This window comes from Lysinibacillus sp. OL1 (assembly GCF_004332175.1).
Classification (GTDB): Bacteria; Bacillota; Bacilli; order Bacillales_A; family Planococcaceae; genus Lysinibacillus; species Lysinibacillus capsici.
The window spans coordinates 186,960-210,607 of the sequence record NZ_SJDS01000005.1; the positions used below are offsets into that span (position 1 = coordinate 186,960).

The 23,648-nt window shown below is 36.6% G+C and carries 24 protein-coding genes, 1 pseudogene and 1 riboswitch; of the genes and pseudogenes, 11 read left to right on the forward strand and 14 right to left on the reverse strand.

What is annotated here, in order from left to right; genetic code table 11:
* Positions 1–285: 285 nt before the first annotated feature.
* Complete coding sequence (locus tag EW028_RS11575) at positions 286–528, forward strand: hypothetical protein (protein WP_004231701.1); 243 nt, start codon at positions 286–288, stop codon at positions 526–528.
* A 49-nt stretch (positions 529–577) separates the two neighbouring features.
* Here the strand turns inward: EW028_RS11575 and EW028_RS11580 are convergent, their stop codons facing one another.
* From EW028_RS11580 to EW028_RS11615, 8 genes are all read right to left on the reverse strand, one after another.
* Positions 578–736, reverse strand: a complete 159-nt coding sequence (locus EW028_RS11580; RefSeq protein ID WP_004231699.1) for a DUF1540 domain-containing protein — start codon at positions 734–736, stop codon at positions 578–580.
* A gap of 97 nt (positions 737–833) precedes the next feature.
* Complete coding sequence (locus EW028_RS11585) at positions 834–1,718, reverse strand: helix-turn-helix transcriptional regulator (protein WP_131520971.1); 885 nt, start codon at positions 1,716–1,718, stop codon at positions 834–836.
* 69 nt (positions 1,719–1,787) lie between these two features.
* Entirely contained in the window at positions 1,788–3,044 is a 1,257-nt protein-coding gene (locus EW028_RS11590; protein ID WP_131521046.1) for an erythromycin esterase family protein, read from the reverse strand.
* A gap of 24 nt (positions 3,045–3,068) precedes the next feature.
* Entirely contained in the window at positions 3,069–3,806 is a 738-nt protein-coding gene (locus tag EW028_RS11595; protein ID WP_131520972.1) for an ABC transporter permease, read from the reverse strand.
* Positions 3,806–4,513, reverse strand: a complete 708-nt coding sequence (locus EW028_RS11600; RefSeq protein ID WP_131520973.1) for an ABC transporter permease — start codon at positions 4,511–4,513, stop codon at positions 3,806–3,808. The genes EW028_RS11595 and EW028_RS11600 overlap by 1 nt, the downstream gene beginning before the upstream one ends.
* Complete coding sequence (locus EW028_RS11605) at positions 4,510–5,421, reverse strand: ABC transporter ATP-binding protein (RefSeq protein WP_131520974.1); 912 nt, start codon at positions 5,419–5,421, stop codon at positions 4,510–4,512. The genes EW028_RS11600 and EW028_RS11605 overlap by 4 nt, the downstream gene beginning before the upstream one ends.
* Positions 5,422–5,531: 110 nt before the next feature.
* On the reverse strand, positions 5,532–6,905 hold the full coding sequence (locus EW028_RS11610; protein WP_131520975.1) for a HAMP domain-containing sensor histidine kinase: 1,374 nt from the start codon (positions 6,903–6,905) through the stop codon (positions 5,532–5,534).
* The gene (locus tag EW028_RS11615) at positions 6,902–7,570 is read right to left on the reverse strand and encodes a response regulator transcription factor (RefSeq protein WP_016992630.1); all 669 of its coding nucleotides are present in this window, start codon (positions 7,568–7,570) and stop codon (positions 6,902–6,904) included. Before EW028_RS11615 ends, EW028_RS11610 begins: the two co-directional genes overlap by 4 nt.
* Positions 7,571–7,998: 428 nt before the next feature.
* Between EW028_RS11615 and EW028_RS11620 the strand changes: the two are divergent.
* Positions 7,999–8,853, forward strand: a pseudogene (locus EW028_RS11620) (LysR family transcriptional regulator).
* A gap of 56 nt (positions 8,854–8,909) precedes the next feature.
* Here the strand turns inward: EW028_RS11620 and EW028_RS11625 are convergent.
* Complete coding sequence (locus EW028_RS11625; RefSeq protein ID WP_131520976.1) at positions 8,910–9,350, reverse strand: VOC family protein; 441 nt, start codon at positions 9,348–9,350, stop codon at positions 8,910–8,912.
* 331 nt (positions 9,351–9,681) lie between these two features.
* On the opposite strand from EW028_RS11625, the gene EW028_RS11630 reads away from it, so the two are divergent.
* Positions 9,682–10,527 carry an aldo/keto reductase gene (locus EW028_RS11630; protein WP_131520977.1) on the forward strand — a complete coding sequence of 282 codons (846 nt, stop codon included), beginning with the start codon at positions 9,682–9,684 and terminating at the stop codon, positions 10,525–10,527.
* A gap of 55 nt (positions 10,528–10,582) precedes the next feature.
* On the opposite strand, the gene EW028_RS11635 is transcribed toward EW028_RS11630, so the two are convergent.
* Positions 10,583–10,966, reverse strand: a complete 384-nt coding sequence (locus tag EW028_RS11635; RefSeq protein ID WP_131520978.1) for a winged helix-turn-helix transcriptional regulator — start codon at positions 10,964–10,966, stop codon at positions 10,583–10,585.
* A 110-nt stretch (positions 10,967–11,076) separates the two neighbouring features.
* Between EW028_RS11635 and EW028_RS11640 the strand changes: the two genes are divergently transcribed.
* The 5 genes from EW028_RS11640 (at position 11,077) to EW028_RS11660 (ending at position 16,554) form a co-directional block, all read left to right on the forward strand.
* Positions 11,077–12,261 carry an MFS transporter gene (locus tag EW028_RS11640; protein WP_131520979.1) on the forward strand — a complete coding sequence of 395 codons (1,185 nt, stop codon included), beginning with the start codon at positions 11,077–11,079 and terminating at the stop codon, positions 12,259–12,261.
* 158 nt (positions 12,262–12,419) lie between these two features.
* On the forward strand, positions 12,420–13,370 hold the full coding sequence (locus tag EW028_RS11645; protein ID WP_131520980.1) for an ABC transporter substrate-binding protein: 951 nt from the start codon (positions 12,420–12,422) through the stop codon (positions 13,368–13,370).
* 74 nt (positions 13,371–13,444) lie between these two features.
* Positions 13,445–15,016 carry a helix-turn-helix domain-containing protein gene (locus EW028_RS11650; RefSeq protein ID WP_131520981.1) on the forward strand — a complete coding sequence of 524 codons (1,572 nt, stop codon included), beginning with the start codon at positions 13,445–13,447 and terminating at the stop codon, positions 15,014–15,016.
* A gap of 117 nt (positions 15,017–15,133) precedes the next feature.
* Positions 15,134–15,538 carry a YuzC family spore coat inner layer protein gene (locus EW028_RS11655; protein ID WP_227744935.1) on the forward strand — a complete coding sequence of 135 codons (405 nt, stop codon included), beginning with the start codon at positions 15,134–15,136 and terminating at the stop codon, positions 15,536–15,538.
* A gap of 81 nt (positions 15,539–15,619) precedes the next feature.
* Positions 15,620–15,725: riboswitch (SAM riboswitch) on the forward strand.
* 91 nt (positions 15,726–15,816) lie between these two features.
* The gene (locus EW028_RS11660; RefSeq protein ID WP_131520983.1) at positions 15,817–16,554 is read left to right on the forward strand and encodes a cyclase family protein; all 738 of its coding nucleotides are present in this window, start codon (positions 15,817–15,819) and stop codon (positions 16,552–16,554) included.
* Between the two features lie 30 nt (positions 16,555–16,584).
* Here the strand turns inward: EW028_RS11660 and EW028_RS11665 are convergent, their stop codons facing one another.
* Together EW028_RS11665 and EW028_RS11670 are read right to left on the reverse strand one after the other, a co-directional pair.
* The gene (locus tag EW028_RS11665; RefSeq protein ID WP_131520984.1) at positions 16,585–17,181 is read right to left on the reverse strand and encodes a DedA family protein; all 597 of its coding nucleotides are present in this window, start codon (positions 17,179–17,181) and stop codon (positions 16,585–16,587) included.
* A 61-nt stretch (positions 17,182–17,242) separates the two neighbouring features.
* On the reverse strand, positions 17,243–18,016 hold the full coding sequence (locus EW028_RS11670; RefSeq protein WP_131520985.1) for a Cof-type HAD-IIB family hydrolase: 774 nt from the start codon (positions 18,014–18,016) through the stop codon (positions 17,243–17,245).
* Positions 18,017–18,349: 333 nt separating this feature from the next.
* Here EW028_RS11670 and EW028_RS11675 point away from each other — a divergent pair, with 333 nt between their 5' ends.
* From EW028_RS11675 to EW028_RS11685, 3 genes are all read left to right on the forward strand, one after another.
* The gene (locus tag EW028_RS11675; RefSeq protein WP_131520986.1) at positions 18,350–19,033 is read left to right on the forward strand and encodes a DUF2225 domain-containing protein; all 684 of its coding nucleotides are present in this window, start codon (positions 18,350–18,352) and stop codon (positions 19,031–19,033) included.
* Positions 19,034–19,055: 22 nt separating this feature from the next.
* Entirely contained in the window at positions 19,056–19,409 is a 354-nt protein-coding gene (locus EW028_RS11680; RefSeq protein WP_131520987.1) for a hypothetical protein, read from the forward strand.
* Positions 19,410–19,549: 140 nt separating this feature from the next.
* The gene (locus tag EW028_RS11685; protein ID WP_131520988.1) at positions 19,550–20,962 is read left to right on the forward strand and encodes an erythromycin esterase family protein; all 1,413 of its coding nucleotides are present in this window, start codon (positions 19,550–19,552) and stop codon (positions 20,960–20,962) included.
* A 49-nt stretch (positions 20,963–21,011) separates the two neighbouring features.
* On the opposite strand, the gene EW028_RS11690 is transcribed toward EW028_RS11685, so the two are convergent.
* Both EW028_RS11690 and EW028_RS11695 read right to left on the reverse strand, forming a co-directional pair.
* On the reverse strand, positions 21,012–22,187 hold the full coding sequence (locus EW028_RS11690) for a DUF4272 domain-containing protein (protein WP_131520989.1): 1,176 nt from the start codon (positions 22,185–22,187) through the stop codon (positions 21,012–21,014).
* 1 nt (position 22,188) lies between these two features.
* Complete coding sequence (locus EW028_RS11695) at positions 22,189–23,490, reverse strand: SMI1/KNR4 family protein (RefSeq protein WP_131520990.1); 1,302 nt, start codon at positions 23,488–23,490, stop codon at positions 22,189–22,191.
* Positions 23,491–23,648 lie beyond the last annotated feature (158 nt).

Genomic DNA, 23,648 nt, shown 5'->3' on the forward strand with positions numbered 1-23,648 from the left:
CATTCTATCGAGACAGGTGAATACTTCTAAGATTATTGATCATTTGGCATAACAAAATATTTTGTTAGATCCTATTAAACGTAATTATTTAGAAGCATTTTATCGGGAACGTATTATCAAACTAAATGTATCGAATATAGACGAATCCAAGATTGATGTTGGCATAAGGGAAATTGCGCTAGCCCTTCATAACACGAGCAATTATTTCTAAAGCACATTATTCATGAAACCTTATTGTAGCTCATATAATTAGACATCATAAATTGGTTCAATAAGGAGGATTCAATGCAATCTGAGAAATTGCGACTAAGGAAGATTCAACGTCTTGCATATGAAATTATGGATGAGATGCACAAAGAAAAGCATCGCACAGAAATGCACAAATTAATTCCGATTATTGATAACTTGTCGCGGGCAATTGGGGATTTAACAGATTCTGTTGGTAAATACTCACTGGATTATGTAGAGGAAAAAGTGAAAAATGCCCATGCTCTTTTATTTAACAAAGAAAAGGTAGATATTTATTAATCAAGACCAGGAAAAAGGGTAACCATAATACATGGCTACCCTTTTGACATTAATGCGTTTCAGGTTCGAATGTTTTACAGTCTGTTTCCTCGCTGTTGGAAGCATGTTGTCCCTTTTGGCTGACAACATAAATTTTTTCAGCTGTGCATTTGTTACCAGAATCCCAAAATGTGCAGTTATTGACTTCACAAAGAATTTCTTGTGCCATCGTCTCACACCTCCTCTTTGTTATCTTTAACAAATTAGAGGTAATCAATACGTTATTCAAAAAAGTCACTTCGCAATTATTGTAAGAGCTGTCTGATTCACTCCATACTGAAGTCTAGATTAGTAGGATGATTTGATAAATGTTCCTGCGTAAGCATATTTGTTGAGGGTACCTTGTTGTCAACTTCTTCAAAACGGAAGCCATCTGCCCAGACTTTACCCGAACCAATTAGTAACACACCAAAATAAATGGAATTACCTTCTTCAGGTACGTCTAAGACAATCGAATAATGATTCCATTCAGTAGAACCTGTCACAGGGCGTTGATCCATATTATCAAATTGAATCGTATCACCTGTACCATTGTCAATACGCATCCATGCACCACACTTTGTAGCATCTGCCGTCTTTAAGTAGCATGACATTTTCAAGCGTTTCCCTTTATAGTCAGCTGCCAGAAAACCCTGCATCATTGTAGCAAATTGACCATGATTTGCTGAGGCAGTTGTGGAATACAATACTCCTGAACGCTTCCCTGAATGAAATACCTTGTCATCTGTATGAAATTTATACAATTCTGGATTAGCACCACTCAACACCCAACCTTTAACCTGTTCAACTGTTTCCATGTAATGTTCCTCCTCCATCATATTTAATGATTGCATTACTTTTCGATACTTCCCTGGTGGTAAAGCATAAACTTCTTTAAAGGCTCTTGTAAAAGCCTCTTGTGATTGAAACTGAAGTGTAACAGCAATCGTTAATATCGATACATTAGAGTACATCAAATAACTCGCTGCCATAGCTAGCCGACGTATACGAATATATTCACCAATCGTAAATCCCGTTTCTTGCTTAAAAATTCGGCTTAGATGGTACTTCGAATAGCCAGCAGTATTAGGAAGACATTCAAAGGAAATTTCTTCCATCAATTGCTCCTCGATATAGGCAATAGTTCTTTGCGTCGCTTGACTATACTCCATGTTACTCACCTCATCTTTATCATAATGGAGAAGGAAACAGATTTTTTGATGGAGGTTGCTAAATTTAGCTTAATCAATTATTTTTGTTGGTGTTGCTTCTTGCACAACGATGAGACCATCATAAGCTTCCTCAGGTGTCATTTTAATGGTGTACAGCATTTGTGTCAGCTTATACCACGGACGAAAATCATCGCCGATATTGCCCATTCTTTGCTTTTTGGCAAGAATATTCGCCAGCTCCTTCGATTGTTTGGCAGCTTCAAAATTCACATAAAAGATGTTATTATCAATGTCACTAAAGGCATCCACTAAAGCATTGTGATGCTCAATCGAATATTCCTTTCGTGCACCAGACCCATTTTGTGCCTGGAATGTATTTTTCACAAAGTCTGTGCCAATCGCAAAATATTGATCTTTATATATCTCACTTAAATAATGCCCCATCGATTGATAGCCTGCCATCGTAGCAGAAGTTTTCTCAATATGACCATTATGAGCAGACATTAATACCTTATCATGACCTTGCGTTGCTTCATATTCAACAATCCATTGTAAATTTTCAGCTAAATATTCGTCCCGCAAATTCATATAATTACCATCATTTAAAAATAATTGCGTACGCTGCTTCATAATTTGCGCATATTGAACAGCAAATGCAAATTCATCCTTTGAAGATTGTTTCTCATACATCGCCTTGTTTGCTTGTAAATCGTTGATTATTGTATCAATCGTTTTATCAAGCTCAAGTAGCTGACTATCCGATAAATCTCTCATCGTTTTGTTGGAAACATGCTCTAGCTTAGTCGTGAATTTTCGTGCATTGTCAGCATGTACCTTGGCGTAAAAATCAAGTAACCCCTTTTTGCTATAATCATAGCGCTGCATATCATTGCCATAAAAATAAATTTTCTCTTGATCATCAACTGTCTGGTTATAGTCATGCATCCACTGCACAAACTCTACCATTTGTTCGGTTTTGTAGATACCATAGTCTAACGCTTTTATAGCTTCCTCCGCCGTTCCGACACCGTTTTCGATAAATTGGTTTATCTGCTGGGCTCCACCAAAATCTCCTTCTAAAACGAAAACATGGACATTTTCATTTTTTATCATCGCTTCAAATACATCTTTTTTTAATGTTTGAAATTCGATATTGCCATGTGTTGCTTCCCCAAAACCAATAATTTTTACATCATCAGGAATGTTGATATCTTTAATTTCATTCGTATATCGTGTGCCATCTTTTACAATCTCTCTCTGTCCACATCCTACTAAAGCTACTAATAGCATCGATACTGTTAAAAAACGTAAGCTACGTTTCATCATTCTCATGTCAATTCTCCTTTTAGGTTAAATGGATTTTCGCTGGAAATAGTAATATCCTCCGAGGAAAAATACGATGAATCCGCCACCTACTACGGTTAACAATTGCTCCCACGGTACAAAGAATACATCGTCTGTATTGCCACCTATATACATCATCGAAAAGGGTTGTGCCCAAGGATAATACGGACCAATTCTTTCAGAATTCACTGCTAAAATTGATGGTAAAGTAAATATGACATTAACAGCAAATGGAGCAGCAAAGCTTTTAAACATAATGGACATCCACAATTGCAAGGCTACTAATGGCAATGTCGCTACCCAGCCTCCCACTATGCTTTTCCAAACAATCTCCATAGGAAAAGAATCTGTATAGCCTTTTACCATCCCAACAGCAAAGACCGAACCTAAATACAATATCTGCATTGCTAAAACAAGCAGCATAATCAATATGTATTTAGCTACAAATACCTTCCCTCTTGTTACAGGTAATGCTAAAAGCTGCTTCCATCCACCAGACTGATGTTCATACCTACAAATAAGACTGGTAAAAACACCAGAAATAAGTGGTAAAAATAATAGAGCATATGTTAAATTCATCGAAAATAACGATACATACCACTCATTGATCTCAATCCCCTGCATGTTGTCCTCTAAATTAGCGGATAGGCCTATAAAAAGTCCAATCATGGGTCCTGCTAAAATAATCGGTACCATTTTTGATTTACGTAACTTAAACCACTCAGCTTGAAGTAAAGCAATCATTATTTCACGTCCCTTCTTGCAAAATCAACCATGCCGATAATATAGAGTAAGATACCAATTCCTACGCCTAATAAGACATTGATCATCGGCTCATTCCATTGGTTCATCAATGATGGCCATTTCCATATCATCCAATCTGGAAGAACATAGGAAGAATAGGCAAAAATCACCCCAAAAATGCCTACAGTTATCGGAATCCCTTGATTATGACTTACACTCGCTATCCACAATTGAAGTGCCAAGATAGGTAATGCTGCAAACGCAGGGAAATAGCTATATTTTGCAAGCTCCATGTAAGGTACCGTGTCACCTAATTCTAAAAACAGCCCGTAGCTCAGCGTAAAAAACATTAATAACGTTGAAGCGAAAAATAGTAAGATAGCTAACAGCGTAAATTTAGACAAATATACGGTTATTTTGGAAACAGGTAATGCAATGAGTTGTTTCCAAGCATTGGTCTCATTTTCAATGCTTGCTATGAATGACGTAAGAATGGCAATACCCAAGACTATGGCAAGCGGTGTAAATGAATGCACATTTAATAAGAAATAGCCCCAATCATCCTCACTTTGCTGTAAGAGGTACTCCTTTCTTACGCCATAATTGACCATTTGCAGAGCAACCACTCCTAAAGGGCCGATAAGCGTTAGAAGCCATAATCCTTTACGTTTGATTTTTAAGAAATCAGCAGTTAAAAGCCCCATCATATCCCCTGCTCTCCCATCGTCATTTGCAAGAATATATCCTCCAATGAGCGTTTCTCTTCCTCGACTCGGAATACGGATATACCCTCCTGAACAAGAACTTGGACAATATGAGCAACCTTTTCATCCGAGCACTCTTCTAAGAAAATCACACCACCCTGATAATCTGCCTTAATACCATTTGCTAATAAGAAACGCCATCCTTTTTCACCATTGCTTACTTTAAAGATAACCTTTGGTTGGGCAAATCGACGCATAGCTTCAATAGAATCTTGGAAAATTAATTTCCCTTTCAAAACAATCCCCACTTGTGTTGCCATTTGATCAATCTCTGATAATAAATGGCTGGAGATTATAATGGTCATGCCATATTCCTCTGGTAATCTTTTAATTAAATTACGAATCTCTATAATGCCTGAAGGATCGAGGCCATTCGTTGGTTCATCTAAAATAAGTAATTCAGGACTATGTAGTAAAGAAGCAGCAATACCAAGACGTTGCTTCATTCCTAAAGAGAAACCTTTGACCTTTTTATGGGCAGCTTCCTTCAAACGGACAATTTCCAAAACTTCATCGATTCGAGTTTTCGGTACACCTAGTATTTTTCTTAGTGCCTCTAGATTCTCATAAGCCGTTAAATGTGGATAATAAGAAGGGTTTTCCACCAACGAACCAATCTTAGCTAAAATTTGGATACGTTCCTTCGTAATATTCTTTTCAAAGACTTTAATTGTTCCAGAAGATGGCTTCATTAAACCTAGAAGCATTCGAATTGTAGTCGTTTTACCTGCCCCATTCGGACCTAAAAATCCATATATTTCACCTTTGCGAATTTGCAAGTTCAAATTTGATACAGCTTGCTCTTTCCCAAAGCTTTTTGATAAGTTTTGTGTTTGTACGATATACTCCAATGTCCTCACCTCTTTAACTATCTTAAAAAGGGAAGTTTAAAAAAAGTATGGGCTAAGTTTAAATTTTGTTTAAAAATTCATTTCTATCATAAAAAAAATCTGCGAGGCATTTATTTCTTAAGCTTCGCAGATTTTTTTATGATAATTTTTGTACCAGAGTGATCGGAATGAATATCCCATTCAAGATGCATGCCCTTTATCATGACATCAACAATTGATAAGCCAATACCAGCGCCCTTTGCATTCGACTCATTTTTCATCCCTTGCCCATGATCCTCCACAATAAATGCTGTATAATACTCCGTCGATTGCGTTCTCACACTTATATACTTACCACTATTCGCGTGGCGCAGTACATTTTGGAAAATATTATCAAATACTCTCCCTAACCATAATGGATCAACACGCCATTCAACAGGTTCAAATGGCTGTAGCTCAATATCGATTATGAAACCTTCTCGCTCGAAAACTGGATACCATGTCGTTAGATGTTCCCTTACAAATCGGATAACATTGATGTCGTTCGGTTCAAATTTATATTTACTTGCCATAAGCAATGTGTAGGACATCAAATTTTCAATTAAAGCATCAATATTCACTATGGATGCGTCCATAGCCTTTAATGCCTGCTTCCCTTCCTCAGATAACACTTCTTTGCTAATTGTATAGGATTGAGCTCTTACCTTCGTTAAAGGCGTCCGTAAATCATGTGATAGATTAGCAATCAGTTCACGTCTTAGCTGTTCTTCCTTCTGTTGACGTTGTTTACTGTCTCGCAGTTCACAAACCATTCTGTTAAAACTATGCTCCAATTGCCCAATCTCATCTCGTTTTTTCACCTGAATTTCAATAGGTAGACCATCTACATCACGTATTTCCATAGCCTCTTGCAGATGTAATAGTCTTTTTCGAATTCCCTTGAAAAATAAAAGCGACACTACAATAAAAAATAAAATAACTGCAATAACACCAAAAAATAAAAAGTTACCATAGTTATCATAGACCTTTATAAGTGGAGGATTAAATGCTACCCTTGGAATCTCTAATACAATAAAGCCATTTGATATGTCATCACCTAAGAAGGCAATAACAGTAAATGGATCGTCTCCATAACGTTCTTTTATAAATTGAGTTGTATAGGCTGGTGTCCATTTTGCTGGTAACTGATCCTTCACATTCAATGTAGTCAGTAAGTTCCCCTCTTCACTTACCCAAAACATAGAAGCCGTTGGAAATTGCTCCTGCCACTTTTGAAATAACTGCGTAATCGCATCATCTGTTGCATTGGTCATATTTTTAGCCTGTGCATGCCATCGCTCTTCAATATCACTTTCTACAAGTACTCCACTTGAAAATTCTCCTGTCCCTGTCTTTGTAATGCCTAATACGAAAATAGCAACACCCAGATAGGAGATTTGTACAATAGATATGGCTAATACAATAATCAGCATATATTTTGCTAATAATGATCGAAAAAATATCATTGTTTCACCCTATAGCCAATGCCTCGGATTGTTTCAATAATCATAGGCTTTGCAGGATTGATTTCTATTTTTTCTCTTAAGTAACGAATATGCACCATGAGTGTTTTATCACCCTCTATATAGCTCTCACCCCAAACACCCTCATAGAGTTGTTCCTTCGTTAAAATTTGATTTAAATGACGAATAAAATACTGTAATAAATAAAATTGTTTTCCTGTCAAAAGAATTTCTTCTTCATCAATCGTATTGATTATTTGCATATCTTTCGTATCAATTTTAAGGTGCTGCAATGTCAGTACATCATCACTTTTTTGATATCTTCTTAATAATACTTCCAGTCTTGCTACGAGCTCATCAGGGTGAAATGGCTTTGTTAAGTAATCATCAGCAAAATGCAGCCCTTCAATTTTATCTTCAACAGCTGTTCGTGCTGATAACATTAGAATTGGCAGGTCTTTATTTTCCCGTTTAATTCTTTTACCTATGGAGAAACCGTCCAATCCAGGTAGCATCACATCTAATATAGCAATATCTTTTGAGTTAATATGTTGTTCAAGCCCCTCCCCTGATTCTAGCCATGTCACATCATAGCCTCGTTCAGTTAATTCTTTGCTTACCCATTGTCCGATTTCTTTTTCATCTTCTATGTATAATATACGAATCAATGTTCATCCTCCTTGATACATTTAACTTGTAATAAAAAATTTATAATTTCCATACATGGTTATTATAGGGGAACTGTTATTTATTTTCTTAGGAAATTCAAAAACGTTGACTAATTAAAAAAAGCAACTACTAAAAGTTGCTCTTTTATAGTATACGCTGCTACTTTATCACATGCTTCAAATTCATTTAAAAAGGTGTTGGAAATCTGTATTACAAGGCAAGCCTCAAAGCATGGGAAGAATCATATACCCCTAAAATGGAAATATCTTTCCATCAATGTTGCTCGCTTCACATTTAGGTGCTGGAAAAAAAGAAACTTCACTTCTTGTTTTTTTGATAAATATGCTAACATGGCCCTAACTATATTGGAGTATTAGAGAAATATAATTTACTTAGGTTTTCCTTATAATAGAGGGGGTGTTTATGTTTGGATATTAGACAGCTAATCTATTTTATAGCAATTGTGGAGGAAAGGCTGAAAGGTTACATATTTCTCAACACCATTAAGTCAGCATTTCAAAACGATGGAGGAAGAACTCGGTTCAAAGTTGGTAGAAAGGAGCGGCAAGTATTTTGAAGTAACTGAAGCGGGAAATACGTTATATAAATATGCATTGCAGGTTGCACAATTAATGGAAGAGGCAGAAGCAGAGGTCAAGGATATTGGATCAGGCCTTCATGGTTTATTGACATTGGGCATTAATACATTTTCAGTTGTTGAGCTACCTCAATTACTACAACAATTTCAACAATATTATCCAAAGGTGACTTATAAAATTCAACAAAACGAATCTTCTTTAGTAAGGGACCGTGTTTAGAACTTGCCATCATTCGCTTACCTTTAGAATTAGATGATTTCTCTGTTCTTCATATGTACACTGAACCATTTTACTTTATACAATCCAAAAAATCCGACTTCTTAGAACACGATGTATCTTTAGCTGACATGCAAAATTGGCCAATCCTTTTACCAAGACCAAGCACTGAAGGCTTAGGCGTACATTATTCGATATTAGAAGCATTTTCTCGCTGCCAGTTGCAGTCCCACATTGTTGGAGAATGCTCAGATACGGCACTGTTAATGAACTTAATCGCTTCTGGCTTTAGCTCCTCTATCATACCTGAAACTATTTTAAAGCATTATGGAGATTTACCACTTCATGCATATAAAATTCCATCAGCAGAATTATCCACCTCAGTAGGACTCGTATGGTTGAAGAATCATTATTTATCTAAAGCCGCTCAAAACTTTGTGAATTTAATGAGGGAGCATTATTGTTAATGATTAATAAAAAAGAGAACAAATTTGTAACCTTCGTTTGCTCTCTTTTTGAACAGTTATTGAATAATCAGCATATCATTCTCATCAAACTGCCACATGTCGCCATAGGCAACTTCCCAATAGTAGCCATTTGGATCTTGAAAATAGCCACTATAGCCACCCCAAAATACAGTTACGGGCTCCTTAACAATTTTAGCACCCGCCTTTTTTGCTAATGCAAAGACTCGATCTACTTCTTCTTTTGATTTACCATTATAGGCAAGCGTGATTCCACCAAAGCCTTGGCTAATTTCTGGTGGATTGGATGCATTGATATCTTTGACTAAACGTTCAATTGGAAATAACGATATTTTTGTTCCTCCATTATTAAAGAACATGACATCGGGATTCGTCTCCTCTCCGTATACCACCACTTCAAAACCCAGTCCCTCTCGGTAAAAATTGAGAGATTCCACCATATCTTTCACACCTAATGTAATTAAATTTAAACGATTCATCTTCAAAATCCCCTTTTTAAAGTATTACTACTTTAATTCTCTACCGAACGTATATTTCCTTTTATTACCGCAAGAAAAATATTTGTTTAATTGTCTCCAAAGCCTTTTGTAGACTACTCGATATTTTTACTAGTAGTTAAGACCAATCAGGTGTGACATTTTTATTTAATCGTTCATCATCAATAAATATTTTTATTCCTCTAATCATTGCCAGCTCACAAAAGTTACCTCTACGTTTCTATGACACAAAAAAGTACGTACTTTTTTTGAGAGTTTATTAGCAGCATAATGAGTAAGCAATCCAATAATCACAAAACATGGAGGACTAAAAATGATTACTCATTTACAAGATACAATCACTTTAAATAATGGCCTACAAATGCCTGGTATGGGTTTAGGGGTTTTTCAAGTAGAAAATGACGCTACTGCAGAAATGGTTAAAAATGCTATCGAGGTTGGCTATCGAAGCATCGATACTGCTGCTATTTATGGCAATGAAGCAGGTGTAGGAGAAGGTATTAAACAAGGTCTAGCATCTACTGGCTTACGTCGTGAAGATTTATTTATCACATCTAAAGTATGGAACGATGGTTTAAGCTATGATGAAACAATTGCAGCCTATGAAGAGAGCCTAAAAAAATTAGGATTAGATTATTTAGACCTTTATCTAATTCATTGGCCTGGTAAAGATAAATATGCTGAATCGTGGAAAGCACTTGAAGACTTATATGAACAAGGCAAGATCAAAGCAATCGGTGTATGTAACTTTACTGTGGCACACTTGGATAACTTATTATCATTTGCTCATATTAAACCTGTTGTGAACCAAGTGGAATTCCACCCACGCTTACAACAAGTGGAGCTTCGTTCATTCTGTGACAAGCACCAAATTCAACTTGAAGCATGGGCACCTTTAATGCAAGGTGGACTTCTTGAAGATGAAACAATTTCAAAAATCGCAACAAAATACGGAAAATCAAATGCTCAGGTTATTTTACGCTGGGATGTACAAAATGGAGTGATTACAATTCCAAAATCAGTACGTAGAGAGCGTATGATGCAAAACGCTGATATCTTTGACTTTACTTTAACAGACGAAGAAATGGCATTAATCAATGAGATGAATCGTGAACAACGTGTTGGACCAAATCCAGATGAATTTGACTTTGCTCTATAAGCATTAAAAAGAGGAAAGAGACTGTCTTGTATATGACAGTCTCTTTCTCCCCTCATTATGATGTTTGCTGCATGGCAATATCATCATCACGTTGTTTTAACAGTACATCTTCACCTTTATCCTGTAATAATTCAACATGTTTTTCACCCCACGTACAAAGCATGTTCAGAATTGGTTCCATTCCTTGTCCATAGGCTGTTAATGAATATTCAACTTTTGGTGGTACTTGATTGAAGACCTTTCGATTGATTAACCCAGCCTGCTCCAGTTCCCTTAATTGGTTTGTGAGCATTTTTTGCGAAATACCTGGAATCAATCGTCGAAATTCGTTTGTTCGAATTTTACCATGGTGGTTTAAATGACAAAGAATAACTGGTTTCCATTTACCACCAATAACTTCTAGTGTAGCTTCAACACCAATATTATAAATTTTTTGCATCGTAAACCTCCTGTAATATCCAAAAGTAACTAAAAGTACTCTACATATCTTTTTGGTATGTATGAATATTACTACACATCATAAAAAAAATCAAAGGAGATAGTAGTAAAATGTCAAAATCAAAAAAGCCAAATGCTAAACTTACCTTACTAGCACTTGCTATCAGTGCATTTGGTATAGGGTCCACTGAATTTATCAGTGTGGGACTTTTACCATTAATTACAGATGACTTTGGTATTTCTCTTAGCACAGCTGGCTTAACCGTTTCTATATATGCACTAGGGGTAACTGTTGGGGCTCCCTTACTAACAGCTTTAACATCCCGCCTTAGTCGAAAAACCGTATTATTGCTTGTCATGTCCATTTTTATAGTGGGTAACCTAGCAGTCGCTTTAGCTCCTAATTTCGCATTACTATTAATCGGACGTATTATTTCAGCATTAGCACATGGTGTGTTTATGTCCATCGCTTCTGTTATAGCAGCAGATGTAGTGGAACCAAATAAACGAGCAAGTGCTATCGCCTTTATGTTTACTGGCTTAACATTAGCTACTGTAACAGGTGTCCCACTCGGTACATTTATTGGACAAGTAACAGATTGGCGTATGTCATTCATTTTTATTGTTGTCATTGGAATTGTCGGTTTAATTAGTAATGCATTGTTAGTACCTAGCCAATTATCGAAAGGCAATCCCATCTCTATTCGTGATATCGGCAAAGTTTTAGGCAATATTCGTATGATCTTAATACTATTCATTACCGCAATTGGATACGGCGGTGCTTTTGTTGTCTACACATATGTTTCACCTATTTTAGAACAATATATGGGGTATTCCCCACATACAGTCGTCATTATTCTAGTTGTCTATGGTATTTGTGTAGCTATCGGTAATACTCTTGGTGGTCATTTTGCTAATCATAATCCACTACGTTCCATCTTTATTATTTTTGTTGGACTTGCATTGTCATTGCTTGGCATTGGCTTTACCCTAGAATCACCTATTATGGGATTAATAATGGTGCTAACAATGGGATTGTTCATGTTTATGAATGTCCCAGGATTGCAGCTATATGCTGTTCTACTATCTGAAAAATATGTACCATCAGCCATTTCAATGGCCTCGGCATTGAATATTTCTGCTTTCAACATTGGCATATTTTTAGGCTCATATATCGGAGGCTTTATTATTCGCCACCAATCGTTGGCGCATACGCCTATATACGGATTCCTGATGGTTATGCTAGCAGCAATTGTTACACTTTTATGGTTACTTTTCGATAACAAAAAACAATAACTCTCTAAATTTCATTTTGTATAAAAAATTAGTAGAGAATGTGTATTGTTTGTTAATATGTTGTATCCTATAATTTATTTGAGTCAAACGAGAATGATTATCATTCTAATTTAAGGGTATACCCTTACTGTTTTAGTAAATCTATAGGAGTGAATAAAATGCGTAGAGGTCGATATTTTTCATTTGTAGTTTTCATTGCACTAATGTTCGTATTAAGTGCCTGTGGCTCAAATGAAGTAAAAGAGGATACAGCTACAGAAGAACAATCATCTAAAGATACAAGAATTGTAGAAGACGAGTTTGGAAAAGTAGAAATTCCTACAAATCCACAGCGTGTAGCTGCTATCTATTTGGAAGACTATTTAACAGCTTTGGATGTAAAACCCGTTGTGCAATGGTATCACCCATCTTGGGGAAAACAGGACTATTTAGGATTAGATGTTCCTGAGTTCGACATTACCGGTAGCATGGAAACATTATTACAAGCCAAGCCTGATTTAATCATTGTAGATGGTGCCGCGGACCAGGCAAAGTATGAGGAATACTCAAAGGTAGCGCCTACTTACCGCTTGAAAGAAGATATTCTACAAGATCCACGTGAAATTACAAAAACAATAGCTGATGTTTTAAATATTCCCGATAAGGCAAAAGAAATGGTTGATCGATATGAGCAACGTGTTGCCGATTTAAAAGCAAAACTAGATGAATCAATTGGAGACGAAACAGTTGCCGTTGTACGACTAAATGTAGCAGATAATACATTAGCATTATTTGGCATTAAAAATCGCTACTCTGGCTATATTTACACAGAGACAGACTTAACACCACATCCATTAGCCCGTGATATGACAGAGTTCCACGAGGTTTTATCAGAAGAGGCTATCACGGAATTAGATGCGGATCATATTATCCTTTTCCCTTCAAACGGTACATGGGAGTCTAAAGAAAACCAAGAAGCCATTAAATGGTTAGATAGTACACTATGGAAAACACTCCCTGCTGTAAAAAATGGGCATGTCTATATTGCTGATCGCACATATTGGCAATCTGGCGCAATTACAGCCAACTTGCTAAAGTATGATGATTTAGAGAAATGGTTCGTCAAATAATTTTCCAAAGAAAGCTCTTAATGAGGGCTTTCTTTGTGTTGTTCTGCCAATTCAAAAAAAGGGGTGAATTATCAATGGGTAACTTAACACATGTTTATACGTTACAAAATATCTCTTATTCAATTCAATCATCAAAAAAGTTATTGATTAGTAGTGACTTCTATACACTTTTCATCGTAATGAATGGTAGCGGAAAGCTAGAAATAGATCATGACATCATTCATTTTAGTGAAGAAAAGTACATATTGATTCCGCCAAATAACACGGTTAGTATCCATATTCAAAGTGAGCACCTTTGTTTTTATCAATTACATTTCAACATTGTCAATCTCAGCAATAGTCAGAATTCATATAGTCATTTTACAAGTATCAGCGAACGACATCTTCTCCCCTTTTCACAATGTCATAGACTGCTAGAAGTCATCTATCAGAACAGGTTAGCGGAGGATGAACACACGATTTTTGAACAGCATGTACACTTTCAAGAGCTGATGTTATTACTCCTACATCCAACCATACCCAAGCAGATGCAAAAAAATGATCGACAATCTGTTGAGCAGTCCATTAACCATTTACATAAACATTTTGAAAAAGAGTGGACGGTTGAGCAGCTAGCACAGCTAGCTGACGTACCAAGATGGAATTATACGCGCATTTTTAAAGATATTACGGGACAAATTCCTCTTCACTATTTAACTAAACTTCGTATTGAAAAAGCTAAGCATTTATTAATGACAACAAATGATCGAGTATTTGAAATTAGCCAGTCTGTCGGATTTAATAATGAGTATTATTTCAATCGTCGCTTTAAGGAACATGTCGGCATCTCTCCAGGACAATATCGAAGAAATCAAAGCAGCCATCTACGTGTATTTGCACCATTCTTAGAAGATTTCTTTGTTGCGCTTGGGATTACGCCAATTGCTCAATTCAGTCATTCAAAATGGGGAAAACAAGACTATTTAGGTCTACAGAAAGTGCCAGATATTGATGTACAAAATAGAGAAATGGATCGACTCCTTTACTATAAGCCAACTTTAATTATGTTAGATTCTGGTGTAGAGCGTTGGGAATCCTTTCAGCACTTAGATGAAGTAGGACCCGTCTGTCATCTTTCACACCCTGGAGAGAATTGGCAATCTACGTTATTTAAGATTGCAGATCTAACAGGAAAAACCTCCTTGATACAAGACGTAATCCTACAATATGAAGATAAAGTACAACAAGCAAAAGGAATTCTTAGCAAATCAGTTTATGGGCAAAGTGTGGCATTTCTCCGTATTTCAGCCATTAGCATTACTCTATACGCGGGTCCTGAATGTGGCTATACGGGCCCCATTTTATATCGTGACTTAGGTTTAATGCCACATTCACTAGTATGGAGTATTCCGCACAATCAACGTAAAGCACAACTGACATTTGATCAATTGTTGCAATTAGATGCGGATCATTTATTTATTACATTTGATAAGCAACATTCCATTTATGAAAATGAGGAACGTGCTATTTTAAAAACTCCTACTTGGAAAAACCTAGCTGCCGTTAAAAGCAGCTGTGTCTATGAAGTAGACTTTTTAACATGGATGAATTATGGCATTTTATCACATAGTAAAAAAATTGATGATGTCTTGAATGTACTTGGCTAAAAAAAGCTTACTTTAGCTTCCTTTTTAAATGGTGAGGAGGACAAACATTGCACCGCAAAATAACACCGAATGTAGTTTGGCTACATAAGATAGGATATCAGTTATAGGATAGGAGGAATGACCTTGTATTACAATCCTTATCCGTATTTTGTGCATCCCTATCATTATCCAACATCGCCTATCGCTAATCATTTTGCCATTAGACCCTTTTCGCAACATTTAGCAATGCCGACCAATAATCCTTTTCCACCTGTCGATACACACAAATTAAAAGCTTCAGCAACACGGATAAAGGCGATGATGCAGCAAGCCCAATTACTTACGGATAAAATAGATAGCTCCCAACAATTCGCACATGATTTAATGAATGCTGCTCAACTTTCAAATAAAACAGAGGTTGAAAAATTAATCACATCAACAGGCATTACGATGAAATTTGAAACGAACTATACACCAGACAGTTTTAGAATACGTCTGATTGATAATGATTGTTGTGGAGTCACCTTGAATTTGAATTGGTGAAAATTCCTAGTGAACTTGTAAACTATAAAAAACTATGCTAAAGTGTTTGTATTGTTATTTCTGAAAATTCTTATATTACTTTTCTTATCAAGAGAGACGGAGGGATTGGCCCGACGAAGTCTCAGCAACCAGCTAACAGTATGGTGCTAATTCCAATTGGCAAAATGATCAGCCTTGAAGATGAGAAGAAGAACTACCGTTGTTTCAAGCAGGAGTCCTCTTCTATTAGGGGACTCCTTTTTATTTACCACTATTTTTTACAGAAAGCAGGGAAATCGATGTCTAATGAACTTTTGCAAGCATTGCAATTACTAAAATCGAAACAGTGGGTTGATTTAACACATACATTCGGCCCTAATTCTCCACATTTTTTTATGTTTGAGGACGCTAAATTTGAAACGTTATTTTCTCATAAGGATGGTTTCTTCGCTCAACAATTCACGTTCCCTGGTCAATATGGCACACATATCGACCCACCCATTCATTTTGTGCGAGATACTCGCTACTTAGAAGAATTAGAACTAAAAGAGCTTGTTCTCCCCCTTGTTGTTATTGATAAATCACAGGAGGCTGCGAGCAACCATGATTTTTCATTAAGTGTTCAAGATATTCTTGATTTTGAGGACAAGCATGGAGAAATTGAAGCAGGAACATTTGTAGCATTACGTACAGATTGGAGTAAGCGCTGGCCAGATAAAGAGGCTTTCAGTAATAAGGATGCAGATGGACATAACCATATCCCTGGCTGGGGTTTAGAAGCTTTACAGTTTTTACTACAAGAACGCAAGGTAAGCGCAATTGGTCATGAAACATTCGATACGGACTCTGCTGCTGATTTTCGTAAAAATGGCAAGCTAGATGGCGAATATTTTGTGCTTGACCAAGACGCCTATCAAATTGAGCTAATGACGAATTTGGACAAGCTACCTGCGAAAGGCGCTATCATCTTTAATATCGTACCTAAGCCAGAAAAAGCATCTGGCTTCCCTGTGCGATCTTTTGCTATTTTGCCATAACATAAAAGTCGGTATAGCGTATACCGACTTTTATTTTTGTCCATTTCTTTTTTTAAATAAAAAATAAGCAATGAGCATCCCTATAATAAATAAAAGAATAAGATAGATACTGTAATGGGTTAAATAGTATCCAACAAATCGCCATTTCTCTCCAAGCATCTTTCCTAATGATATAAATGTGAACGTCCAAATAAATGCCCCTGTATAGGCAAAAAGAGCAAACTTTCTATAAGGATAATTATTAATAGCCGCAATATAAGCTGTCAAATGGCGTACCCCTGGAATAAAATAGCCAATTAATAATAGGGTAGGTCCTATTTTTGTAAACATCTTTTTCGTAAAGTCAATTTTTTGCTCGGTAATATGAATTTTAGGGCCATATTTCTGCAATAACGGTAAGCCAAAACGATAACCAATATAGTAGCTTAAGGTAATGCCTCCAATCGCACCAATCATTGCACTGACTAAAGCAGGAATGTGTTCAAGACTTTCTCGGTAAACACTATAGCCTACATAAGTCAGAAACACCTCATCAGGAAGTGGCACCCCAACAATACCTCCAATTAGAATCACGATAATCCCAAAATATCCGTAATGTTCAATTAGAGACTGCACGTGATGTGCCATAAATCATCCCACCTAAAATTTATTAAAATCTACCTGCTATATATAGTGTAGCCTCAGCGCTCTAAATGACTTGAAGCTGACGTAAAGCAAAATTGATACCGCCATCCGTAGATTTCTTTGTAACAAAATTGGCAGCACTTTTTAGAGCTTTACTGCCATTTCCCATGGCAATTCCTACTCCTACATACTCCAACATATCAATATCATTATCCCCATCCCCAAAGGCAATCGCATTCTCAGGGTCAATGTTAAAATGATCAAGCACCGCTTTAATAGCTATAGACTTCGAAACATCCTGCTGTAAGACATTCACAATATAAGGATGCCAACGCTGCAAAAATATATTCGAAAATTGGCTAGTATATCTTTTTTCAGCCAGCTCATCCGCATATAAACACATGAGAAAAACCTCTTCATCTACAATTTTTTCATTTATAAGTGGAAAATCCCGTAAAGATAAAGTTTCTTGCATCGCTCTTAAAGCTACTGGACTTTGTATGCTATTCATAGATAACTCCTCTGTAAAAAATGTTAGGCTATGCTGCTGTTCCTGTGCAAAAGCCTGTATATTGTAGACAATTTCTTTGGCAATCGGAGTTTTATGTATGACAAGTTCCTTATGTTTCACATAGGCCCCATTTGCTGTAATAAAGGTTTCAATCCCCAGCGCTTTTAATTCATAGCACATAGATAAGGGTCTTCCAGTAGCCGCTACAAGATGAATTCCCTTTTCTTGCAATAGCTGAATAGCTTGTTTTGTACTTTCTTCCACACAGCCATCCTCGTAATTAATCAATGTGCCGTCTACATCAAAAATCACGATATTACACTTCATTTTGAGCACCTCCATCATAGTCTTTTAGAACCAATTGATTTAAATTTACAATTCTTCTCTCTTGAAATATGTGAAAGTATTTTGACAAACTTTAAGCAAACTATATAACTTCCATTTACACCTCCGATAAAAACTATTACAAGCGTATTTATAATAATATTTAACTAAAAATTCTTTGAATATATTTATTTTAATAATTCTAAAGGAGTATACCAAAGAACACAAAATTGTTAAAATAAAAGATAATATCTTAAATACATTGAACGATAAAATCTTACGTATAAATAGAACAAAAGAAATAAAATTTTAGAGTACGCAAAGGAGTTGATTCTTATGGCATTTAACATTTACTACTATGAAAGTAGTGTGGATTGTAAATTTTGCAAAAAGCAGTTTACAACATATAAAGTTCGCCCTAATCGATATAAAATTATCGAAGAACAAACGGATTTCATGCCTGTTTACGATGGCCTAAACCCTTTGCTATATGAAGTTGCCGTATGTCCACATTGTGGCTATGCCTACCATAAATCTATGACACGGACATACGGACCTTTCATGCTACTCATTGATGAACTATACATTAAAGAGCTCCAGAAACCTATGGATATCTGTCAGGAACGTACAATTGATGATGCCATTATCAGTTTTAAGCTCGCCTATTTAGTATCCCGTGCGTCAATGGAAGAATCTCTTTTAATGGCGAATTTCGCTTTAAAAATCGCTTGGCTCTATCGTTTAAAAAAAGACGAAGAATCCGAAAAGCGCTATCTTTTTGCAGCGAGAGACTTTTATAGTAAATCCTTTGCCTCTAATCAAGAAGGTGGAGAGAGAATTCAGTTTTTACATGCTGAATTAAGCCTTCGACTTGATGATATTCCTGAAGCTAAAAAAGGATTTTCACGCTTAATCGCTGATCGAAATGTTTCGCCGAAATATCGCAAGCTTGCACGCAATCGTTGGGAAAATTATAAATATGACGAACAACCTATAACAATTAATGAAATCATTCATTAATGGGACGAGGAGATGATTAATTATGTTGCTATTTCAAAGGAAAATTGATGTGAGAGAAGAGGATATATTTTCAGAGCTGCATCATTTTTTATTAAGAAAAAATAATCGCTACCTAACAAACGATGAAGTTGTCGCTTTAACAGGCGTGTCATCTGAGTTGCTTTACAAATGGGTAAAAGCAGGAAAATTAAAGAACTCCATTTTTCCTAATTTAGGGGCTCCATGCGAACGATGTGGACAGATTACCCAGGCTAAAATTTGCGTAAGCTGCTCTTCCTCCATTGTTGGGACATTAAAACAAGAAGAAAAGGATCGTGCATGGTTTAACCAAATTCAACGTAACCATGTAAGAGCAAGTACTTATCACTATAAATAGCATTCCAACATCTCCATCAATTGGAGGTGTTTTTCTTTTTTTACATACTAAATTTAAACTAATTTTAAACAAATTCTTCCTAAACTTTAAACTTCCCTTCCTATAATTAGTATCAATATAAAGTGAAGGGCTGATAACTAATGAGGAAAGCTAGGAAGCATAAGGTTTTATTAAGTTTTGCACTGGCCAGTTTAATGACAATAAGTGGAGTAGTGAATGTCTCTGCTGCTGTCCCTGTAAATGAGCAGATTACGGAAAACGATTCTGCTGTCAAACAAGCTAGGACTTCTAATGAAACATTACTTGATTGGAAAAAATGGGCGAATGACCATGCATACAGCCTGGCATCCATCCAGCCTGAAACGTTTAATGGACAAAAAATTCCCGCTAACAAATTTGAGGATTTAGAGATGCTAAAACCTTTATTACATGATAAACGTATTGTCTTTTTAGGGGAAAGCTCTCATGGAGTGGCACAATTCAATCTAGCGAAAACACGTTTAATACAATTTTTACATCAAGATATGGGCTATAATGTCCTTGCCTTTGAAAGTGGTATGGGTAATGTGATGAATGCTCAAGAACAAATTGATAAACAAGCAGCTCTACAAACAATGAAAGATGCCATTTTCGGCGTTTGGTGGACAAAAGAAACTTTGCCTCTGTTTGACTATGCAAAATCAACTCAAGCAACAGAGCAACCTCTTGTACTTACTGGCTTTGATATTCAACAGCAAGGAGCATTTACGAACGGAGATTGGCTGCAAAACCCCAAGTTGGCTCAGCAATTCAATGAAGCTGAGAAGCAGCTTGCTGAATGGAGCTCGGGGAAAGATTTGAAGGGCTATCAAAAAGTAAAAACTACTATAATTGATGTGTATAAACAGGTAAAATCACAAATACAAATCAAAGAAAAAGAGCTACAGGTAGCTTATCCAAAAGAGCCTCATATTGTAAAACTAATGGATCGCACTCTAGCAGATCGTATTCGACTAGCAGACGAATATATAGAGTTAACAATTCAGTCCAATATCGACATTGAACAAAATAATATAGAATCATTTTTGCAAACTATGGAATGGCGAGATCAAGCAATGATGGAGAACTTACTTTGGCTAGCTGAAGAGGTGTATCCAACAGAAAAGTTTATTGTATGGGCTCATAACGATCATATTCGTAAAGCACAATCGAATGTAATGGGATCTCCTTACCCAGTTAAATTAATGGGGGAACGTTTACCTGATATCTATAAGAAATATAGCTATGTATTAGGTCTATACATGGCTAGTGGAGAGACAGCAAATAATATGGGAGAACCTATGCCTGTTTTACCTCCTGTCAAAGGATCTATTGAAGATATTCTGTCTTCAACAAATAACCCTTACACATTCATCGATTTACGCAATCGTCAAAATGAACGAGGCAACTCATGGATGTTTGAACCACGCTTATCCTATAGTTGGGGAATGATCCAGGAAAGTCTTGTTCCGCGCGACCAATACGATGGTATACTTTTAATAGATCAGGTGGATAAACCAACCTATATCAAATAATCTCTCTTATTAAACAATAGCAAACTAGGAAATCTAGTTTGCTATTGTTTTAAGTATTCATCGATATAGTATCCCATTCTTCGCCTTGATATCCAATCATCCAAAATAAGCCTCTACGTCTTTCCATCACAACACTTTCATTTAATGCTAAAGGAGCTTCTTGTCCATTGATGCGGCTATCTACACAAGCCCAATGTAATCTGTAAATTTTATCCGCCTCATCCACTATATCTTCCTTACTGCGCAATACCGTTTGACCATAAAATTGCTCAAATGTCTCACAACGAGAAACTACTTGAATTGCATATTCACAATCACATACATCGTCAGGGAAATTTAGCTCTTCCACAAGTCCCAATGCCCAAATAAGTGTCCAATAGGCTTCATATTGCCATGATATATTGACTGCTTCTTGAGCACCAGGATGCTGAGCCTCAAGAAAGAATTTTTCATGCTCCGTTAAAAATTCATGCACCTCATATGTACGTAGCATATTGGTAAAGAACTCTCTAGACTCCTCAATATCACCCTTCTGTGCTACATCACAAGCAAATTGAATAACAATCAACAGGGCAACCGCTCTTCTTGCAATATCCTCTTGGCTTTTAAATTGGAGATTTTCTACTGGTGGTAGCTGAGGAAGCGATGACGCATAAGGTATCTCCTTCTCTGTTAAAAAAGCTATCGTTCTATTTTTCCGTGCCTCTCCCTGTGCTGATGTGACCTCTTGTGCATGTATCTTTCTTGTGCAAGCATGTGGTTGAAAATCAGATGGACCTGATTCTCCATTAGGATAAACAATAACCATACCGTTCTGATCCAACAAAGTACCATCTGATAGGAAACCAATCCCCCCTATGCTTGCTAGTAATTTTATAAATTGCTGCATATGGTCTTCTGTCATCTCTTTGTCCATTTCGATTGCAACGACCGTATTGAGCACTGATATTTGAATCATTATGCGTTCTTTTAGCTGTTCATCTTTAAATGGAATTTTATCGTAAAAGCCCATCATCCCAGGTATATTTTTTGCAAAATAATCAGGGTTCGTATCTTCAGTTAAAATGTTTATAGAGCATTTATATTTTTTAAATAAACCTCTTGATTTTAATAAATATTCGTTTTCATCTTTTTCAATAATGAAGCTTTTTGCCAATACATCGGATAGTTTATCCTGAATATCATCTGTATCATTTTTGGAAGCGAATATCGTAAACTGGTTCAATCTACTCTCTCCTTAGTCGCATATAGCATTTTAATAACCAATTTTCCAAACAACTAAGCGCTTGGCTAAACAGCTGTTTATTTTTCTGTAGCACCTCATGTTCAACCCAATACGCCAGCAAAGGACGCCATTTTTCTTCGTCTATCATAGTTGTAGGTGTGATTCCCCGCTGCATCATTTGACAAATAGCTCGGATGGATGTTAGCCTCTCTACTTCGTTGCCATTTAACCACTCATATAACGTCTCTGCACTTGGCTGTGACTCAGCCAAAAGTGTATCCCACCCATCAATAGGAAACGTGACATAGGGTCTCATCCAGTCTATAATATTTGGATGGTGAAATTGGCGTAGACGATATAGAGCAGTATAGGCATCAATTCTATCTTTTTCGATATCCATTAAGATGAAAGATTGTCCCTCATTAACTGGCAAACAATGTACTGTTACATAATCACGCAGCCAGTCTGGTATGTCACTCTGTACTTGCCAAAGTTCTCTTGCCCAATTTCCCGCCTCACTCGGACATATCTTGACTAAAACTTCACTCCACGCCTTTTGTTCTGATGGAGATTGAGCTCGCTCTAATTTATGTTGAAGTGCCTGATACACCTGTACTCCATCAAAATGCAAAAATGCCTCCTGCACGCTTGTTTTTTTGACACCATGCATGGAAACATAATGAAGTAAAGATGCTAAGCTGGATTGAGCCTGCTGTAAATTAGAGCTTAAATATTGTTCTAGCCAAGTTAGCCATAATTGTGAGCGATCCAATTCAATATCCAATCCATTTTCACTACAAAATTGACGATGCTGTCCGCAGTCTACTCCAATACAGCCTAAAGCCGTCATATTATCAACGTACGAATGAAAGCTGGCAGCAAGCAAATCAAGCTCATCTTCTTCATGGCTCCAATACCAAACGGTTTCGTCGTCAAGCTTAAGAAGAAGAGCATCTCCATTACCAGCCGTAAAAAATTGTAAATATTGCTGTTCATACGATTCATCATTTTCTCCAAAGTAAGGAAAGTCTAGAGCTTTTAGGCTCCAGCCAAACTCACCAGAAGGCGTATCTAGCAATTCAGTGGGAAGTATCGCCTCATCTGGTAATGACCAATAAATACTTACTTGCTTTGAGCAATTTTGCAACAGTTGACGAAACCCATTAGGGATTTGTACACCAAGTCTTTCCTCAACCTGCTGTAACTCTTGCTCGGTAGCGACTGGCCGTATTTCAATCGGATATACACAAGCTCCCTGCTGCTTCAATTGCTCTACTAAATGATTCCAACGCTCAATCCACATTGTCTCTAACCTCCATATAAGGCTCATGTGATGTCATACTTCTTATTTATCGTCAGGAAATCATTTACTGATTAGGCTAACTTTAAAAAGAATGACAAAATGCTATTATTTTACTGCCATCTAAACCTTCGTATATGATAAATGTCTCAGCTATATTC

Bases quoted from the DNA above. Each gene is read 5' to 3' on its own strand.
- EW028_RS11585 (WP_131520971.1), bottom strand. From the start codon at position 1,718: ATGGAGTATAGTCAAGCGACGCAAAGAACTATTGCCTATATCGAGGAG.
- EW028_RS11595 (WP_131520972.1), bottom strand. From the start codon at position 3,806: ATGATTGCTTTACTTCAAGCTGAGTGGTTTAAGTTACGTAAATCAAAA.
- EW028_RS11680 (WP_131520987.1), top strand. From the start codon at position 19,056: ATGTTGCTATTTCAAAGGAAAATTGATGTGAGAGAAGAGGATATATTT.
- EW028_RS11580 (WP_004231699.1), bottom strand. From the start codon at position 736: ATGGCACAAGAAATTCTTTGTGAAGTCAATAACTGCACATTTTGGGAT.
- EW028_RS11665 (WP_131520984.1), bottom strand. From the start codon at position 17,181: ATGGCACATCACGTGCAGTCTCTAATTGAACATTACGGATATTTTGGG.
- EW028_RS11670 (WP_131520985.1), bottom strand. From the start codon at position 18,016: ATGAAGTGTAATATCGTGATTTTTGATGTAGACGGCACATTGATTAAT.
- EW028_RS11650 (WP_131520981.1), top strand. From the start codon at position 13,445: ATGGGTAACTTAACACATGTTTATACGTTACAAAATATCTCTTATTCA.
- EW028_RS11645 (WP_131520980.1), top strand. From the start codon at position 12,420: ATGCGTAGAGGTCGATATTTTTCATTTGTAGTTTTCATTGCACTAATG.
- EW028_RS11600 (WP_131520973.1), bottom strand. From the start codon at position 4,513: ATGATGGGGCTTTTAACTGCTGATTTCTTAAAAATCAAACGTAAAGGA.
- EW028_RS11575 (WP_004231701.1), top strand. From the start codon at position 286: ATGCAATCTGAGAAATTGCGACTAAGGAAGATTCAACGTCTTGCATAT.
- EW028_RS11610 (WP_131520975.1), bottom strand. From the start codon at position 6,905: ATGATATTTTTTCGATCATTATTAGCAAAATATATGCTGATTATTGTA.
- EW028_RS11675 (WP_131520986.1), top strand. From the start codon at position 18,350: ATGGCATTTAACATTTACTACTATGAAAGTAGTGTGGATTGTAAATTT.
- EW028_RS11685 (WP_131520988.1), top strand. From the start codon at position 19,550: ATGAGGAAAGCTAGGAAGCATAAGGTTTTATTAAGTTTTGCACTGGCC.
- EW028_RS11655 (WP_227744935.1), top strand. From the start codon at position 15,134: ATGACCTTGTATTACAATCCTTATCCGTATTTTGTGCATCCCTATCAT.
- EW028_RS11640 (WP_131520979.1), top strand. From the start codon at position 11,077: ATGTCAAAATCAAAAAAGCCAAATGCTAAACTTACCTTACTAGCACTT.
- EW028_RS11625 (WP_131520976.1), bottom strand. From the start codon at position 9,350: ATGAATCGTTTAAATTTAATTACATTAGGTGTGAAAGATATGGTGGAA.
- EW028_RS11635 (WP_131520978.1), bottom strand. From the start codon at position 10,966: ATGCAAAAAATTTATAATATTGGTGTTGAAGCTACACTAGAAGTTATT.
- EW028_RS11630 (WP_131520977.1), top strand. From the start codon at position 9,682: ATGATTACTCATTTACAAGATACAATCACTTTAAATAATGGCCTACAA.
- EW028_RS11590 (WP_131521046.1), bottom strand. From the start codon at position 3,044: ATGATGAAACGTAGCTTACGTTTTTTAACAGTATCGATGCTATTAGTA.
- EW028_RS11695 (WP_131520990.1), bottom strand. From the start codon at position 23,490: ATGTGGATTGAGCGTTGGAATCATTTAGTAGAGCAATTGAAGCAGCAG.
- EW028_RS11660 (WP_131520983.1), top strand. From the start codon at position 15,817: ATGTCTAATGAACTTTTGCAAGCATTGCAATTACTAAAATCGAAACAG.